The sequence below is a fragment of the Pseudomonas paraglycinae genome (genome assembly GCF_021601625.1).
Lineage (GTDB): Bacteria > Pseudomonadota > Gammaproteobacteria > Pseudomonadales > Pseudomonadaceae > Aquipseudomonas > Aquipseudomonas paraglycinae.
Genome location: NZ_BQHR01000003.1, coordinates 181,050 through 198,414 on the forward strand (window position 1 = coordinate 181,050; position 17,365 = coordinate 198,414).

Genomic DNA, 17,365 nt, shown 5'->3' on the forward strand with positions numbered 1-17,365 from the left:
AATGAGCGATTCCCTGCACACCCACAAGCCCGGCGACGGGCACGATCACAGTCACAAACTGCAGCCTGTGCATAAACATGCCCACGCCGGCGACTCCTGCTGCGGGTCGAAAACCGTTGCGCCTGCGCCGGTTCATTCGAGTGAATATTCCTGCTGCTCGTCGAAAGCCGCCACGCCTTCACTGGTGCAACTGAGCGAGGCAAAAAGCGCTGACGCCCGGCTGAGCAGCTTCCGCATCGAGGCGATGGACTGCCCGACGGAGCAGACGCTGATCCAGAACAAGCTCGGCAAACTGGCCGGGATCCAGCAACTGGAATTCAACCTGATCAACCGCGTGCTCGGCGTGACTCACAATCTGCCGGACACCGCGCCGATCATCGACGCAATCAAATCCCTCGGCATGCAGGCCGAGCCGCTGGAGGCGGGCGTTGATGCCCCGGCCGCCGCCCCGGTGAAAAAACACTGGTGGCCTCTGGCGCTGTCCGGCGTCGGTGCGCTGGCCGCTGAAGTGATCCACTTCACCAGCGCCGCGCCGACCTGGGTGGTGGCGATCATCGCGCTGATCTCGATCCTCAGCGGCGGCCTCACCACCTACAAGAAGGGCTGGATCGCCCTGAAGAACCGCAACCTCAACATCAACGCCCTGATGAGCATCGCCGTGACGGGCGCCGTGTTGATCGGCCAGTGGCCGGAAGCGGCGATGGTGATGTTCCTGTTCACCGTGGCCGAGCTGATCGAAGCGCGCTCGCTGGATCGCGCACGCAATGCCATCAGCGGCCTGATGCAGATGACGCCGGAGCAGGCGACCGTGTTGCAGGCGGACGGCAACTGGGTCGAGCTCGACGTCAAAAGCATCGATCTCGGCGCCCGCGTGCGGGTGAAACCCGGCGAGCGCATCGCGCTGGACGGTGAAGTCGTCAGCGGCAGTTCGACCATCGATCAGGCGCCGATCACCGGCGAAAGCCTGCCGGTGGAGAAAACCGTCGGCGACAAGGTCTTTGCGGGCACCATCAACCAGGCCGGTTCGCTGGAATACGCGGTAACGGCAGCGGCGAACAATTCGACTCTGGCGCGGATCATCCACGCCGTGGAACAGGCGCAAGGCGCGCGAGCGCCGACTCAGCGCTTCGTCGATCAGTTTTCGAAAATCTACACCCCGGTGGTCTTCGTCCTGGCGCTGGCCGTGGCGATCATCCCGCCGCTGTTCATGGGCGCCGCGTGGTTCGACTGGATCTACCGCGCCTTGGTGCTGCTAGTGGTCGCGTGCCCTTGCGCACTGGTGATTTCCACCCCGGTGACCATCGTCAGCGGCCTCGCGGCTGCGGCGCGCAAAGGCATTCTGGTCAAGGGCGGCGTGTACCTGGAGGGCGGTTTCAAGCTCGACTATCTGGCCCTCGACAAGACCGGCACCATCACCCACGGCAAACCGGTACAGACCGATTACCTGTCCCTCGACCCGACCGCCGACGCCACGGCCCCGGCGATTGCCGCCGCGCTGGCCGGTCGCTCCGATCACCCCGTATCGCTGGCCATCGCCAATGCGGCTGTGGATAAAGGGTTCGCGGCTCTGCTTGTGGATAACTTCGAAGCGCTGGCCGGCCGTGGGGTAAAGGGCGAGGTCAACGGTCAGGTCTACCACTTGGGCAACCACCGTCTGGTGGAAGAACTGGGCCTGTGCTCGCCGCAACTGGAAGAAAAGCTGTTCGCGCTGGAGAAACAGGGCAAGTCCGTGGTGTTGCTGCTCGACCGTTCCGGCCCGCTGGCATTGTTCGCCGTGGCCGACACGGTCAAGGAAACCAGCCGCGAAGCGATCCGCCAACTGCACGAACTGGGCGTGAAAACCCTGATGCTCACCGGCGACAACGTCCACACCGCGCAGGCGATTGCGGCGCAGGTCGGGATCGATCAGGCCAAGGGCGACTTGCTGCCGACCGACAAACTGCAAGCCATCGAAGACCTGTATGCGCAGGGCCGTCGAGTTGGCATGGTCGGCGACGGCATCAACGATGCGCCGGCACTGGCTCGGGCCGAGATCGGGTTTGCGATGGCGGCGGCCGGCACCGACACCGCGATCGAAACCGCCGATGTCGCCCTGATGGACGACGATCTGCGCAAGATTCCGGCCTTCATCAGCCTGTCGCGCCATACCGCCACTATCCTCAAACAGAACATCGCGCTGGCGCTGGTGATCAAAGCGATCTTTCTTGGGGTAACCTTCGCCGGGCTCGCCACCATGTGGATGGCGGTGTTTGCCGACATGGGCGTGAGCCTGCTGGTGGTGTTCAACGGTTTGCGCCTGTTGCGCAAATAGAGGAAGAGGGACGGTTGTGCTGAGTGCCGAGCTGAAAGCGTTTTACATGGTGGCCCGCCTGGGCAGCATCACGCTGGCGGCGAAAAAGCTCGGCCTCAGCCAACCGACCGTGACCACTCAGATCCGCAATCTGGAAAGCCAGTATTCGGTGGAGTTGTTCTACCGTGGCGGCCGGCGCTTGAGTGTCAGCGACGAAGGTGCGCGACTGTTGCCGATGGTCAAAGCCTTGTTGCAGCAGGAAGCCGATATCGAGTTCTTCCTGCGCAACAGCGGCCAGGTGCAGGGCACGCTGCGCATTGCCGCCACCGCGCCGTATTACATCCTTGATCTGGTTAAGACGTTCCGCGAGCGTTTGCCACAGGTAGAAGTGTCGGTGGAAATCGGCAACTCGCAGCAGGTGCTCGAAGCGCTGGAGGATTATCGGGTGGATGTCGCGGCCTCGTCGCAGTTGCTCGACGATGCACGGCTGATCCGTCGGGTGTTGGGCAGCGACCCGCTGGTGCTGGCGGTGCATCGCAATCATCCACTGGCGGCGCACGACCATGTGACGCTGAGTGCGCTGGCCGGGCATACCTTGTTGATGCGTGAATCCGGCTCAACTACCCGTCGCCTCACCGAAGAATTGCTGGCCAGCGCCGGCGTCAGTTTCGGCCCGTTGCTGGAGATCGGCAGCCGCGAATCGATTCGCGAGGCGGTGCTGCGCAACATCGGCATCAGCATCATCGCCCGCCAGGAAGTGCCGCACGATCCGCAGTTGCGGGTGCTGACCCTCGAAAATGCGCCGCAGATTCCCGAATACCTCTACTGCCTCAAGGAACGCAAGAACGCCCGCTTGCCGGCAGCGTTTCTCGGACTGGCGCAGGAAATGTCCCCGGCTTAGTGATCGTTCCCACGCTCTGCGTGGGAATGCAGCCCGGGACGCTCCGCGTCCCTTCCAGAGCCGAACGCGGAGCGTCCGTTGAGGCATTCCCACGCAGAGCGTGGGAACGATCTGTGGTGAACCAAAAATCCTGAATACCACTATCGGCGGTTTTTGCCTCACTGCCATATGACCGACGCATTACAACTCTAGGATTCGTCTCATCTGCTTGATGAGGCCTGTCCATGAACCCTGCAATCGCAACTGCCCTGACCAACCCCGGCGCACCGATGAAAGTGCGCGGCGTGCAGAAGCGCTTCGGCGCATTCACTGCGCTGGATAACGTCTCCCTCGATGTCGCGGCCGGTGAACTGGTGTGCCTGCTCGGCCCGTCGGGCTGCGGCAAGACCACGTTGCTGCGTTGCATCGCCGGTCTGGAGAAGCAGGACAGCGGCGAGCTGTACCTGGGCGAGCGCGATGTTTCCCACCTCGCGCCGCAGGCCCGCGACTACGGCATCCTGTTCCAGTCCTACGCGCTGTTTCCCAATCTGACCGTCGAAGCGAACATTGCCTACGGCCTCGCCGGCAGCGGTCGCGATGAAGTGCGCCGTCGCGTCGGTCAGATGCTGGAACTGGTCGGCCTCACCGGCAGTGAGAAAAAGTACCCGGGCCAGTTGTCCGGCGGCCAGCAGCAACGGGTGGCACTGGCCCGGGCTCTGGCACCGGCGCCGTCGCTGCTGTTGCTCGACGAACCGATGTCGGCCCTCGATGCCCGGGTTCGCGAGCATCTGTGCACCGAGCTGCGTCAACTGCAACGCAACCTCGGCATCACCACCTTGATGGTCACCCACAATCAGGACGAGGCCATGCTGATGGCCGACCGCATTGCCGTGATGAACAACGGCAAGGTCGAGCAGTACGCCACCCCGCAGGAAATCTACAACCGCCCGGCCACGCCGTTCGTGGCCGAGTTCGTCGGCCAAGGCAACTGGTTGCCATTCCAGCGCAGCAGCGACAGCCACGCCAAGGTCGGCGGGATGAACCTGCGCCTGGCCGACGGCAGCGTCCACAGTGCGTCGGGCCGGCTGTTCTGCCGCCCGGAAGCGATCAACGTCAATCCGCTGGTACACGAGGAAAACCTGTTCCCGGCCAAGGTTCGCGAGATCACTTTCCTCGGCAACCGCTGCCGCATGAGCTTCGAACTCGATCAGTTGCCCGGCCACCCCTTGCTCGCCGAACTGGCACCGGAAGCCATGCCACGCCTCGGCGCCCAGCAGATCATGGTCGCCTTGCCGCCACGCAGCCTGCAGGTGTTTGCCTGATGAACAGCAACCTCGCACTGCCGCTACCGCAAAAGCAGGCGCGGCAGATGTCCGGGGCCGAGGTCGGCGACCGGATCTTCGTCCTCGGCGGCAAACTTCTGCTGCTGGTGCTGCTCGGTGTGGCGGTGCTGTTGCCATTGCTGGCGATCTTCTGGCGCGGCTTCAGCAGCGAAGCCGGGCAGGGCGGTGGCTGGCTCGCCGCCAAGGAGTTGGTGACCAGCGACAATTTCCACTGGTTGCTCGGTAACAGCCTGAAAGTTTCCCTCAGCGTCGCGGCGATCGTCGTACCGCTGGCCTACCTGTTTGCCTACGCCTTGCAGCGCACGTTGATTTCCGGCAAAGGCATCTGGCGTGGGATTTCCCTGCTGCCGCTGATGGCGCCGTCGATGCTGCCGGGGATTGCGCTGGTCTATCTGTTCGGCAATCAGGGCCTGTTGCGCGGGCTGCTGTCGGACAACATCTACGGTTTCTGGGGGATTGTTCTGGGTGAGGTGATCTACACCTTCCCACACGCCTTGATGATTTTGCTGTCAGCCCTGTCGCTGGCGGATGCGCGATTGTTCGACGCCGCGTCGAGCATGGGTGCCAGTCCGGCAAAGGCCTTTCGTAGCATTACCTGGCCGGCGACCCGCCAGGCCGTGTTCGCCGCGTTCTGTCTGGTGTTCACCCTGACCATCACCGATTTCGGTGTGCCGGTGGTGGTCGGTGGCGACTATCAGGTGCTGGCGCTGGAAGCCTACAAAGCGGTGGTCGGCCAGCAGCAATTCGGTCGCGGCGCGTTGATCGGCATGGTTCTGCTGCTGCCAGCGCTGTTCAGTTTTGGCGTCGATGCCTGGCTGCGTCGGCGTCACGGCGACTCCATGAGCGGTCGCGCCCAGGTGTTCAAACCGGCACCGTCGAAGAAGCGCGACGCCTTTTATTTCAGCGTTGTGCTGCTGATCAGCGCCGCGTTGCTGCTGGTGTTCGGTATGGCGGTATTCTCGTCGCTGGTGAAATTCTGGCCGTACAACCTGTCGCTGTCACTCAACCACTATCAGTTCAACGAAACTGCCGGCGGTGGCTGGCTGGCCTACGGCAACAGTTTGAAGATGGCGCTGGGCACGGCGCTGATTGGCAGCGTGCTGATCTTCACCGGCGCCTACCTGATGGAAAAGACCCGCAGCCAGCGCGGGCTGAATCTGACACTGCGAATGCTCAGTTTCGTACCGATGGCGGTGCCGGGGCTGGTGCTGGGTCTGGGTTACGTCTTCTTCTTCAACCTGACCGGCAACCCGCTGCACGTGCTGTACGGGACCATGACCCTGCTGATCGTCTGCACCATTGCTCACTATCTGACCACCGCGCAGATGACCGCCACCACCGCGCTGCGCCAGCTCGACGCCGAGTTCGAAGCTGCCGCGCTGTCGCTCAAGGCGCCGCTGTACCGGCATTACCTGCGGGTCACCGTGCCGATCTGCCTGCCGGCGCTGCTGGACATCGTGCGCTACCTGTTCGTCTCGGCCATGACCACCGTGTCCGCCGCGATCTTCCTCTACAGCCCCGACACCATCCTCGCGGCGGTGGCGGTGCTGAACATGGATGACGCCGGCAACGTCGGCGGGGCTGCGGCGATGTCGACCCTGATTCTGTTCACCTCGGCGGGCGTGTCCTTGCTGCTGGCGTGGGCTTCGCGCGGCTTGCTGCGCCGTTCCCAGGCCTGGCGGCAAACGGCGCCCGGCCACTGATCCACGACTTATCCCTTCAGCCTCAACTCACCGACAGGAAAACGATCATGTTCAAGCCTATGGCCCTGGCCGCTGCTGTGCTCGCTACTTTCAGCCTGAATGCCTTCGCGGCAAAAACCGAGTTGATGGTGTACACCGCCCTCGAAGCCGAGCAGTTGAAGTCCTACAAAGAGGCCTTCGAAAAGGCCAACCCGGACGTCGAGATCAAGTGGGTGCGCGACTCCACCGGGATCATCACCGCCAAACTGCTGGCCGAAAAGGATCGCCCGCAGGCTGACGCGGTCTGGGGCCTGGCGGCGTCGAGCCTGGCGATCCTCGATCAGCAAGGCATGCTGCAAAGCTATGCGCCGAAGGATCTGGGCAAGATCGGCGCGAACTACCGCGACGCCGCCAACCCGCCAGCCTGGGTCGGCATGGACGTCTGGGCCGCGACCATTTGCTTCAACACCGTCGAGGCCGAGAAACAGGGCCTGAGCAAACCGGTGAGCTGGCAGGACCTGACCAAGCCTGAGTACAAGGGCAAGATCGTGATGCCGAACCCGGCCTCGTCCGGCACCGGTTTCCTCGACGTCAGCGCCTGGCTGCAAACCTTCGGCGAGAAGCAGGGCTGGGCCTACATGGACGGTCTGCACCAGAACATCGGCCAGTACGTTCACTCCGGTTCCAAGCCTTGCAAACTGGCGGCGGCGGGCGAATTCCCGATCGGGATTTCCTTCGAATACCCGGCCGTTCAGATGAAGCGTCAGGGCGCACCGCTGGACATCATCCTGCCGAAGGAAGGCCTGGGCTGGGAGATCGAAGCGACCGCCGTGATCAACGGCACGCCGCATGAAGAGGCTGCGAAGAAACTGGCCGACTTCTCCGCCAGCGCCCCGGCGATGGATCTGTACAAGGAAAACTTCGCCGTCCTCGCCCAGCCGGGTATCGCCAAGCCGCAGACCGAACTGCCGGCCGACTACGAGCAGCGCCTGATCAAGAACGACTTCGCCTGGGCCTCGAAGAACCGCGACGAGATCCTGACCGAATGGCGCAAGCGTTATGACGGCAAGTCCGAGAAAGTCGCTGCCAAGTAAATCTTCTTACCCGATCGTTCCCTGACGGAGCATTGATCGTTCCCACGCTCCGCGTGGGAATGCAGCCAAGGACGCTCCGCGTCCTCTGTGACGCAGAGCGTCACGGTATTCATTCCCACGCAGAGCGTGGGAACGATCATTGAGGTAGCTGCATGACACAACACAAAGACTTGCTGATCGTCGGCGCCGGCATCCTGGGTCTGTCCCACGCCTGGGCCGCCGCCCGGCGCGGTCTCAAGGTCACGGTTTTCGAGCGCACCGCCACGCCCATTGGCGCCTCGGTACGCAACTTCGGCCAGGCCCTGGTCACCGGCCAGCCACCAGGCCCGATGCTCGAACTGGCCAAAGCCAGCCGCGACATCTGGGGCCAGTGGGCGCAGCTCGCCGGCCTGCAACTCAAGCGCAACGGCTCGTACCTGTTCGCCCGCACCGAAGCCGAAGAGCACTTGCTCGAAGCCTTCTGCGCCGGACGCGCCGTCGAGCACGACTACCGCGTCGAACTGCTGCGCGGTGCCGCGCTGCGCGATCTGTACGGCGGCCAGTTCAGCCATCACCGCGCCGCGCTGCACGGTATGGACGACCAACAGCTGTATTCCCGGGAAGCGATTCCGGCGCTGATCGAATACCTGCGCCGCGAGCTCGACGTCGAGTTTCACTTCTCGAAGCTGGTTCGCGACGTCGAGCCTGGGCGCCTGCAAAGTACTGCCGGCACATTCTCCGCCAAGCAGATCATCGTCTGCTCCGGCCACGATTATCAGACCTTGCTGGCCGAGCCGATTGCCGCCCTCGACCCGCAAATCTGCCGACTGCAAATGCTCCGCGCCCGGCCGCAGATCGACCTGAACCTGCAACATGCCTTGCTCACCGGCCTCAGCTGCGTGCATTACGGCGCCTTCGCCGATCTGCCGGAAGCGGCCGCAGTGCAGGCGCAAATCCTGCGCGAGCAACCGCACTTGCAGGAAAACGGCATTCACCTGCTGATCAGCCCGACGCCGTATGGCGAACTGATCATCGGCGACTCGCACCATTACGGCAGCGATCCATCACCGTTCAACGCCGAGCAGGTCGACAACTGGATGCTCGAACTGGCCGAACAGACTCTCGGTTGCAAGGTGCAGGTGGTCGAGCGCTGGCAGGGCGTCTATGGTTCCCGGGGTCCGGGGCCGTTTTCGTTCCTGCGTCCGGCGCCGGGGCTGAGTGTGGCGCTGATGCACAGCGGCGTCGGCATGAGCGTCGGCCCGGCCATGGCCGAGCGCAATGTTGCACAGCTTTTTGGAGAGCACTGATGTTGAGTCACGAGCAAGTCATCGACCGGGTGTTCGGCCTCTATGAGCGCTTCGGCGCCAGCGACTACATCGGCGAACCGGTGTCGCAGATCGAGCACATGTCCCAGGCGGCGCAACTGGCCATCGCCGAAGGCTTCGACGACGAAGTGGTGCTTGCCGCGTTCTTCCACGACATCGGCCACTTGTGTGCCGACGGCGCAGAGAACATGGGCGGTTACGGCGTGGTCAGCCACGAACGCCTCGGCGCGGATTACTTGCGTGAGGCCGGCTTCAGCGAACGCCTGGCGCGACTGGTGGAATATCACGTCCAGGCCAAGCGCTATCTGACGCTCAGGGAATCGGGCTATTACGACCGCTTGAGCGAAGCCAGCCGCCGCACCCTGGAATATCAGGGCGGGGTGATGACCGAGGCTGAAGCGGATGCGTTCGAGCAGGATCCGTTGTGCGCCGTCAGCCTGCGAATGCGCCAGTGGGATGAACTGGCGAAGGAAATGGCGGTGCCGGTGATGGATCTTGCCGTTCTCAAGCGCAAGGCTGAAGTTTTGTTGTCGACCGGGTGAGGGCGCGGATCTAAAGCTCAAGCACCTTCCCGACCAACGACTCAATCTGCTCCTGCCGCTCCGCCTGATTCAGCTTCGGATGCGGATTCAGCGAAGACCATTGCGGATGCGCCCGCGCCTTGTTCAGTGCTTCCGGCAACTTGCCCTCGCGCCAGGTCTTGTCCTGCGGCGTCGCCACCTGAACGGCATCCATCGCCGCATGGCCGCGGGCATTCAGCGCTTGCAACAGTTGCCGCTGACGCAGGGCCAACAGGCGCAACACGTTGTCGTCGACCGTCAGCTCCCGCTGCCCCTTGATCTTGCCGATCAAGCGGTTGCCATAGCTGCGGGCGGTTTGCAGGGCGCCGCCGGCAATGGCGCCGGCCAGCGCGGCGGCGCCTAGGGTGATGCCGCCGACCAGCAAATCCACACCCGCACCGGCCGCTGCACCGGCCGCAATCCCGCCGCCGACCCGCACGCCGAGTTGCTTGAGGGTTTCCGGGTTGAACAGGTCATCGCCCCAACGTCCGTCGAGCAACGGTAGATCGCTGGCGGCGGCGTCCTGCGGGCGGAAGGCGTAGAGCTTCAGCAGCGCCTCGACGCACTTCTGTTCGCGTTGACGCACGGCTTTGCGCAGTTCGCTGATGGCCTGTTGTTCCTGCTCGGCGTTGCTCGCCACACTGCGTCGGCACGCAGCGCAGTCGATCAGCAATTCGGCAATCAGGCGTGCGGCGCTTTGCTCGCGGGCGAGGCGCTGGGCCTGTTGATCGGCGATCAGGCGTTCAAGTTGTGGGCGGGCGTTTTCCAGCAACAGTGCGAGGCTTTCATACAGCCGCCGCTCACCGTCCTCGGGCGGGGCGACGCTGTCGAAACGCACCAGCGCATGCAGGCCCAGACGCGCCAGCGCTTCGCGCCAGTCCGGCTCGCGGTGGTTGGCGCTGCTGACGAAATTCAGCACCGGCAGCAACGGCTTGCCACAACTGGCCAGCACTTCCAGCTCATCGCGGTACTTGGCCAGCACCGGTTCGCGGGCGTCGATTACGTACAGGCCGGCATCGGACTCGAGCAGCTGCCGCAACACTTTGGCTTCCTGTTCGAAACGCTGGCGCGCTTCGCTGCCGTCGAGAAACCGCGCCAGCCGTGCCGGGCCGTCGAGGCGTTCGCCGGGACGTTCCAGTCGTTCGAGGAAATCCAGCAGGGCGATGGCGTCTTCCAGGCCGGGCGTGTCATAGAGGTCGAGCAACGGTTCGCCATCCACCGACAATCGAGCGCCTTCGACATGCCGGGTGGTGCTCGGGCGATGGGAGACTTCGCCGAAGCCGACGTCGCGGGTCAGGGTGCGCAACAGCGAAGTCTTGCCGACGTTGGTGTGGCCGACCACCGCCAGTTTCAGCGGCGCTTTCCAGGCATCAGTCATGTCCGTGCTCCAGCCAGTTCAACGGGGCGCAATCGGCGAACGGCAACTCCAGTTGTTGCAACGCCACGTGCCAGTCACCGAGGCGTTCGGCATCCAGCGCTTGTCCTTGCGGCGCCTGCAATAACCAGACGCGGGTCGCCGCGGCATTGCGCGCCAGCTCGGCGATCAGTGCCAGGCTGCCGCGATCCGGTGAACGCCGCGGGTCGCAGGCAATCGCCAGCCGTGCCGGCGGGAAGCGGCTGAGCTGTTCGAGCAGTTTGTTGCGCGATTCGCGACTATCGAGGATGCCGGCGTTGCTGACGTTTTTCGGCAGCGTCGGCGGCCATGAGTGTTGATCGTCAAGTTCGATTGCCACGAGCAACGCGCCATCGCTGGCGTGTTCGCCGACGGTGCTTTCGACGCGGTGCAGTTGCGCAGGCTCAGGGTCGGTGATGCCGAGGCGTTCGCTGGTCGGCATCAGGCGTTCGCGCAGTTGGGCGTAGCCGGGCAGGTTCAGGTCGAGACGCAGCGCAGCTTTGCCACTGTTCCAGCGCCAGAAGCAGAACAGCGCCAATAGCAGACGCGGCAGCACGCCATAAACTACCAGTACACCGACCAGCCAGGTCGCCCAGGCCTGGCGGGCGCTTTCGATATTCAGTGCGGTGTCGCCGCTGGCGCGGATCATGTCCACGGTTGGCACGTTGAAGCCCAGCAGCGTCGGCAAGGCACCGAGGGCCTGGGTCATGTTGATGAACGTGTCGGCGCTGAGAATCGTGGTTTCCCAGACGAAGCCGTAGCGCCGGGTCGCCATCAGCGTCAGCAGCAAAACCAGCGCGCTGAACATCGCCAGCAACCACAGGGCATTGACCAGCGAGCCGAGCGCCCAGCGATTGAGCTTCTTGCGTTGCAGCATCAACAGCAGGGCCGGCGCCAGTTGTGCAGCTTTGGCATCGCGGGCGAGTTTTTCACTGAGCCACAGCCACAAGCGGCCGAGTGTAGCGCCGTGTTCGCCAGCGAAGATCAGCCCCAGCACCCAGCTCAACAGCAGAATCAGGTTCAGCCCGAGCAGACTGCCCAGGGCCCAGAACACATTGACCGGCGTCTGGCCCAGTGCAGCGAAGGCCAGACCGGCACCGCTCAGTACCGCGAAGATCGCCAGCAGCACCAGCGCCAGGCGTGCGCCTTGCAGCCAGTGCTTGAGCGCAGAGGTCAGACCATCGCGCTCGGCCAGCCACAGGGCGCGGCGTTGAATGCGTCCCGGCAGATCGCCGCCGGCCGCGCGGGCCAGGCGATTGGCTTCCAGATCCTCCAGCGGGCCTGCGTGTTCTTCGCGCAGGCGCACGGTTTCGGTGAGCCAGAGGTTTTGCAGTGGAGTCAGTTCAGTCACGCGGCATCCCGTTGCTTGATTGAGCCGTGAGCATAACCGCTGTGGCGCTTATCGGGGTAAGGGCGGCTCTGGTATCCTCGCCGGCATGACTAAATCACTCCCCCTCAGCCTGATCGCAGCCCTCGGTGAAAACCGCGTGATCGGCGTCGACAACAGCATGCCCTGGCACCTGCCGGGTGACTTCAAATACTTCAAGGCCACGACGCTCGGCAAGCCGATCATCATGGGCCGCAAGACCTGGGATTCGCTGGGGCGTCCTTTGCCGGGCCGTCTGAATATCGTGGTCAGCCGTCAGGCCGGTCTGGTGCTGGAGGGCGCGGAAGTCTATCCGTCGCTGGAAGCCGCCGTGGTTCGCGCCGAAGCGTGGGCGAAAGAGCAGGGCGTCGACGAGTTGATGCTGATTGGTGGGGCGCAGTTGTATGCGCAAGGGCTGGCGCAGGCGGATCGTTTGTATCTGACCCGTGTGGCGTTGAGCCCGGAAGGGGATGCGTGGTTTCCGGAGTTCGATCTGAACCAGTGGAAGCTGGTGTCGAACGTGCCGAATCCGGCTGAAGGCGACAAACCGGCTTACAACTTCGAAGTCTGGGAAAGAAGATAGCTACAAGCTTCGAGCTGCAAGCCGCAAGTAAAAGCTGGAATGCTCTTCTTGCAGCTTGCAGCTTGCAGCTTGCAGCTGGCTAGCTCGCTAGCTGCGCATGCTCATCGGCATCCAGCAGTGCCTTGTCGGTCTGCTGCATCACCTGGCTGGTAATCGCGCCAGCGGTGATCGAACCGCTCACGTTCAGCGCCGTACGACCCATGTCGATCAGCGGCTCGACCGAAATCAGCAACGCCACCAGCGAAACCGGCAAGCCCATGGCCGGCAGCACGATCAGCGCGGCGAAGGTCGCACCGCCACCCACGCCCGCCACACCAGCCGAACTCAGGGTCACGATCGCCACCAGCGTCGCGATCCACAGCGGATCCAGCGGGTTGATGCCGACGGTTGGCGCAACCATCACCGCCAACATCGCCGGGTACAGACCGGCGCAGCCGTTCTGGCCGATGGTCGCGCCGAACGAAGCAGCGAAGCTTGCCACCGATTGCGGAATGCCCAGACGACGGGTCTGCGCTTCGATGCTCAGCGGGATGCTCGCTGCGCTGGAGCGGCTGGTGAACGCGAATGTCAGCACCGGCCAGATCTTGCGGAAGAAGCGCAGCGGGTTGATCCCGGCCGCCGACACCAGCAGACCGTGTACCACGAACATCAGGCCCAGACCGAGGTACGACACCACCACGAAACTGCCGAGCTTGATGATGTCCTGCAGGTTGGAACCGGCGACCACTTTGGTCATCAGCGCCAGCACGCCGTACGGGGTCAGCTTCATCACCAGACGCACCAGACGCATCACCCAGGCCTGCAGGGTGTCGATGGCGTTGATCACTTTTTGACCTTTCTCGACGTCATCCTTGAGCAGTTGCAGCGCGGCAACCCCCAGGAACGCGGCGAAGATCACCACGCTGATGATCGAGGTCGGCTTGGCCCGCGCCAGGTCGGCGAACGGGTTCTGCGGGATGAACGACAGCAGCAGTTGCGGCACATTCAGGTCGGCGACCTTGCCCGCGTAGTCGGTCTGAATGGTTTGCAGACGGGCCATTTCCTGCGTGCCGGCAACCAGGCCTTCGGCGGTCAGGCCGAACAGGTTGGTCAGGCCGATGCCGATCAGCGCCGCAATCGCGGTGGTGAACAGCAGCGTGCCGATGGTCAGGAAGCTGATCTTGCCCAGCGAAGAAGCGTTGTGCAGACGGGCCACGGCACTGAGGATCGAGGCGAATACCAGCGGGATCACGATCATTTGCAGCAGTTGCACGTAACCGTTGCCGACCAGATCGAACCAGCCGATCGAGGCTTTCAACACCGGGTTGCCGGCACCGTAAATCGTGTGCAGCGCGACGCCGAATGCCACGCCCAGCACCAGTGCGAGCAGGACTTTTTTCGCCAGGCTCCACGAGGTGTGACGGGTTTGCGCCAGGCCGAAGAGCAGGGCGAGGAACACCAGCAAGTTGAGAATCAGGGGCAGATTCATGAGGACTCCAGAAAAGACTGTGCCAACAACCTTCCGGGGCTGTTGCTAACCTTCAAGCCTAACAGTTTGATTTCCAATGATTTAATACCGAAATCAAAGGTCGTCCGTCGTTTTTGGAATAAGGGGGTGTCGTTCTCGGGGATGCAACTGGCGCGAAACGGACGTGGACGGTCGCTGACAGACGGGGACTGTCACATTTATTTGTTAGCGTCGATTTCTTTGACCCAGGGAGAAGCGCCAATGAAGTTTGCACCGAAATTTCTGGCTGTCGCACTGACTGTGGGGATGGGCCTGGCCACTCAGGCATTCGCCACCGACCTGAAACACTGGCCCGCGGATCAGGCCAAGGCACTGGACGCGATGATCGCCGCCAACGCCAACAAAGGTAACTACGCGGTGTTCGACATGGACAACACCAGTTACCGCTACGACCTCGAAGAGTCGTTGCTGCCGTTCATGGAAAACAAGGGCCTGATCACCCGGGACAAGCTCGACCCCTCCCTGAAACTGATGCCGTTCAAGGACACCGCCGACCACAAGGAAAGCCTGTTCAGTTACTACTACCGCCTCTGCGAAGTCGACGACATGGTCTGCTACCCATGGGTGGCGCAGGTGTTTTCCGGCTTCACCCTCAAGGAACTCAAGGGCTACGTCGATGAGCTGATGGCCTCGGGCAAACCGGTGCCGGCGACTTATTACGAAGGTGACGTGGTCAAGAATCTGGATGTGAATCCGCCGAAGATCTTCACTGGCCAGAAAGAGCTGTACAACAAACTGATGGAGAACGGCATCGAAGTCTACGTGATGACCGCCGCCTCCGAAGAACTGGTGCGGATGGTCGCGGCCGATCCGAAGTATGGCTACAACGTCAAACCGCAGAACGTGATCGGCGTGACCACGTTGCTGAAGAACCGCGAGACCGGCGAGCTGACCACCGCGCGCAAGCAGATCACCGCCGGCAAATATGACGAGAAGGCCAACCTCGGCCTCGAGCTGACACCCTACCTGTGGACTCCGGCAACCTGGATGGCCGGCAAGCACGCGGCAATCCTGACCTATATCGACGAATGGAAAAAACCGGTACTGGTGGGTGGCGACACACCGACCAGCGACGGCTACATGCTGTTCCACGATGTGGACGTGGCCAAGGGTGGCATTCACTTGTGGGTCAATCGCAAGGACAAGTACATGACCCAGATTCAGGGCATGATGGCCAAGCACGCGGCGGCCCAGGCGAAAGAAGGTTTGCCGGTGACGGCGGACAAGAACTGGGTGATCGTCAAACCTGAAGAAATCCAGTAATTGCTACGGTGATCGCTCCCGAGCAGAGCGCGACGATCGTTCCCACGCTCTGCGTGGGAATGCAGCCCGTGACGCTCCGCGTCACTGGACGCAGAGCGTCCCTTGAGGCATTCCCACGCGGGAGCGTGGGAACGATCAAAACCTGAAGGCAAAAAAATGCCCCGCACTTGGCGGGGCATTTTTATGCGCGACGGTTAAGCATCACAGCCCGTCGAGCATCGCCTTGTTGCGCACGGCACCCTTGTCGGCGCTGGTCGCCAGCAGGGCGTAGGCCTTGAGGGCGGTGGTCACTTTGCGTGGACGCTGTTCGACCGGTTTCCAGCCTTTCTTGTCCTGCTCGACCCGGCGTGCCGCCAGTTCTTCATCGCTGATCAACAGGTTGATCGAGCGGTTCGGAATGTCGATCAGCACCTTGTCGCCGTCCTGTACCAGACCGATCGCGCCGCCGGCCGCAGCCTCTGGCGAAGCGTGGCCGATGGACAGACCGGAAGTGCCGCCGGAGAAACGGCCATCGGTCAGCAGGGCGCAGGCTTTGCCCAGGCCTTTGGATTTCAGGTACGAGGTCGGGTAGAGCATTTCCTGCATGCCCGGGCCGCCTTTCGGGCCTTCGTAGCGAATGATGACGATGTCGCCTTCCTTCACTTCGTCGGCGAGGATGCCGCGCACGGCGCTGTCCTGGCTTTCGAAGATCTTGGCGTTGCCTTCGAACACGTGGATCGACTCGTCAACACCGGCGGTTTTCACCACGCAGCCGTCCAGGGCGATGTTGCCGTACAGCACGGCCAAGCCGCCTTCTTTCGAATAGGCGTGTTCAAAGCTGCGGATGCAACCGTTTTCACGGTCGTCGTCCAGGGTTTCCCAACGGGTCGACTGGCTGAACGCGGTTTGCGTCGGAATGCCGGCCGGGCCTGCCTTGAAGAAATGGTGCACGGCTTCATCGTCGGTCTGGGTGATGTCCCACTTGGCGATGGCTTCTTCCATGCTGCGGCTGTGCACGGTCGGCAGGTCGGTGTGCAGCAGGCCGCCACGGGCCAGCGAACCGAGGATGCTGAAGATGCCGCCGGCGCGGTGCACGTCTTCCATGTGGTACTTCTGGATGTTCGGCGCGACCTTGCACAGCTGCGGCACCTTGCGCGACAGACGATCGATGTCGCGCAGGTCGAAGTTGATCTCGGCTTCCTGGGCCGCGGCCAGCAAGTGCAGGATGGTGTTGGTCGAACCGCCCATGGCGATGTCGAGCATCATCGCGTTCTCGAACGCCTTGAAGTTGGCGATGTTGCGCGGCAGTACCGACTCGTCGTTCTCGCCGTAGTAGCGTTTGCACAGTTCGACGATGGTGCGGCCGGCCTGCAGGAACAGCTGCTCGCGATCGCTGTGGGTGGCCAGGGTCGAACCGTTGCCCGGCAGTGCGAGGCCCAGGGCTTCGGTCAGGCAGTTCATCGAGTTGGCGGTGAACATGCCGGAGCACGAACCGCAGGTCGGGCAGGCGCTGCGCTCGTACTCGGCAACCTTCTCGTCAGAAGCGCTGGAGTCGGCGGCGATCACCATGGCGTCGACGAGGTCGAGACCGTGGCTGGCCAGTTTGGTCTTGCCGGCTTCCATCGGGCCGCCGGAGACGAAGATCACCGGGATGTTCAGGCGCAGGGCGGCCATCAGCATGCCGGGGGTGATCTTGTCGCAGTTCGAGATGCAGACGATGGCGTCGGCGCAGTGGGCGTTGACCATGTACTCGACGGAGTCGGCGATGATCTCGCGGCTCGGCAGCGAATAGAGCATGCCGTCGTGGCCCATGGCGATGCCGTCGTCAACGGCGATGGTGTTGAATTCTTTTGCAACGCCGCCAGCGCGTTCGATCTCACGGGCAACCAGTTGGCCCAGGTCCTTCAGGTGAACGTGGCCCGGTACGAACTGGGTGAAGGAGTTGGCAATGGCGATGATCGGCTTCTTGAAGTCGTCATCTTTCATCCCGGTGGCGCGCCACAGTGCGCGGGCGCCGGCCATGTTGCGGCCGTGGGTGGATGTTTTCGAGCGGTAATCTGGCATGGAGCACTCCGGGCGGCTAATCAGGTATCAAAAGGGAGTGAGCTTCTATTGACGTCT

At 62.9% G+C, this 17,365-nt stretch carries 13 protein-coding genes; 9 read left to right on the forward strand and 4 right to left on the reverse strand.

What is annotated here, in order from left to right; translation table 11 throughout:
- Position 1: 1 nt before the first annotated feature.
- From L6D82_RS05470 to L6D82_RS05500, 7 genes are all read left to right on the forward strand, one after another.
- Positions 2–2,311 (forward strand): heavy metal translocating P-type ATPase, encoded by a 2,310-nt coding sequence (locus L6D82_RS05470; protein ID WP_236188283.1) that lies wholly within the window; start codon positions 2–4, stop codon positions 2,309–2,311.
- Positions 2,312–2,327: 16 nt separating this feature from the next.
- The gene (locus L6D82_RS05475; protein ID WP_007953452.1) at positions 2,328–3,191 is read left to right on the forward strand and encodes a LysR family transcriptional regulator; all 864 of its coding nucleotides are present in this window, start codon (positions 2,328–2,330) and stop codon (positions 3,189–3,191) included.
- 224 nt (positions 3,192–3,415) lie between these two features.
- Entirely contained in the window at positions 3,416–4,492 is a 1,077-nt protein-coding gene (locus L6D82_RS05480) for a putative 2-aminoethylphosphonate ABC transporter ATP-binding protein (protein ID WP_102685803.1), read from the forward strand.
- Positions 4,492–6,216 (forward strand): putative 2-aminoethylphosphonate ABC transporter permease subunit, encoded by a 1,725-nt coding sequence (locus L6D82_RS05485; RefSeq protein WP_134022612.1) that lies wholly within the window; start codon positions 4,492–4,494, stop codon positions 6,214–6,216. Before L6D82_RS05480 ends, L6D82_RS05485 begins: the two co-directional genes overlap by 1 nt.
- 47 nt (positions 6,217–6,263) lie before the next feature.
- Positions 6,264–7,289, forward strand: coding sequence for a putative 2-aminoethylphosphonate ABC transporter substrate-binding protein (locus L6D82_RS05490; protein WP_236188284.1), 1,026 nt, complete (start codon positions 6,264–6,266; stop codon positions 7,287–7,289).
- 152 nt (positions 7,290–7,441) lie between these two features.
- A complete protein-coding gene (locus L6D82_RS05495; RefSeq protein ID WP_236188285.1) occupies positions 7,442–8,575 on the forward strand; it encodes a TIGR03364 family FAD-dependent oxidoreductase in 1,134 nt (377 codons plus the stop codon).
- The gene (locus L6D82_RS05500) at positions 8,575–9,135 is read left to right on the forward strand and encodes a phosphonate degradation HD-domain oxygenase (RefSeq protein ID WP_236188286.1); all 561 of its coding nucleotides are present in this window, start codon (positions 8,575–8,577) and stop codon (positions 9,133–9,135) included. The genes L6D82_RS05495 and L6D82_RS05500 overlap by 1 nt, the downstream gene beginning before the upstream one ends.
- Before the next feature lie 10 nt (positions 9,136–9,145).
- Here the strand turns inward: L6D82_RS05500 and L6D82_RS05505 are convergent, their stop codons facing one another.
- The gene (locus L6D82_RS05505) at positions 9,146–10,531 is read right to left on the reverse strand and encodes a GTPase/DUF3482 domain-containing protein (protein ID WP_236188288.1); all 1,386 of its coding nucleotides are present in this window, start codon (positions 10,529–10,531) and stop codon (positions 9,146–9,148) included.
- A complete protein-coding gene (locus L6D82_RS05510) occupies positions 10,524–11,897 on the reverse strand; it encodes a DUF2868 domain-containing protein (RefSeq protein WP_236188290.1) in 1,374 nt (457 codons plus the stop codon). Before L6D82_RS05510 ends, L6D82_RS05505 begins: the two co-directional genes overlap by 8 nt.
- An 85-nt stretch (positions 11,898–11,982) precedes the next feature.
- On the opposite strand from L6D82_RS05510, the gene L6D82_RS05515 reads away from it, so the two are divergent.
- Positions 11,983–12,495, forward strand: coding sequence for a dihydrofolate reductase (locus L6D82_RS05515; RefSeq protein ID WP_102685796.1), 513 nt, complete (start codon positions 11,983–11,985; stop codon positions 12,493–12,495).
- Positions 12,496–12,574: 79 nt separating this feature from the next.
- On the opposite strand, the gene L6D82_RS05520 is transcribed toward L6D82_RS05515, so the two are convergent.
- The gene (locus L6D82_RS05520; protein ID WP_102685795.1) at positions 12,575–13,963 is read right to left on the reverse strand and encodes an L-cystine transporter; all 1,389 of its coding nucleotides are present in this window, start codon (positions 13,961–13,963) and stop codon (positions 12,575–12,577) included.
- A 240-nt stretch (positions 13,964–14,203) separates the two neighbouring features.
- Between L6D82_RS05520 and L6D82_RS05525 the strand changes: the two genes are divergently transcribed.
- Entirely contained in the window at positions 14,204–15,265 is a 1,062-nt protein-coding gene (locus tag L6D82_RS05525) for an HAD family hydrolase (protein WP_085605918.1), read from the forward strand.
- Positions 15,266–15,466: 201 nt separating this feature from the next.
- On the opposite strand, the gene ilvD is transcribed toward L6D82_RS05525, so the two are convergent.
- Complete coding sequence (gene ilvD / locus L6D82_RS05530; protein WP_085746710.1) at positions 15,467–17,308, reverse strand: dihydroxy-acid dehydratase; 1,842 nt, start codon at positions 17,306–17,308, stop codon at positions 15,467–15,469.
- Between the last annotated feature and the right edge of the window lie 57 nt (positions 17,309–17,365).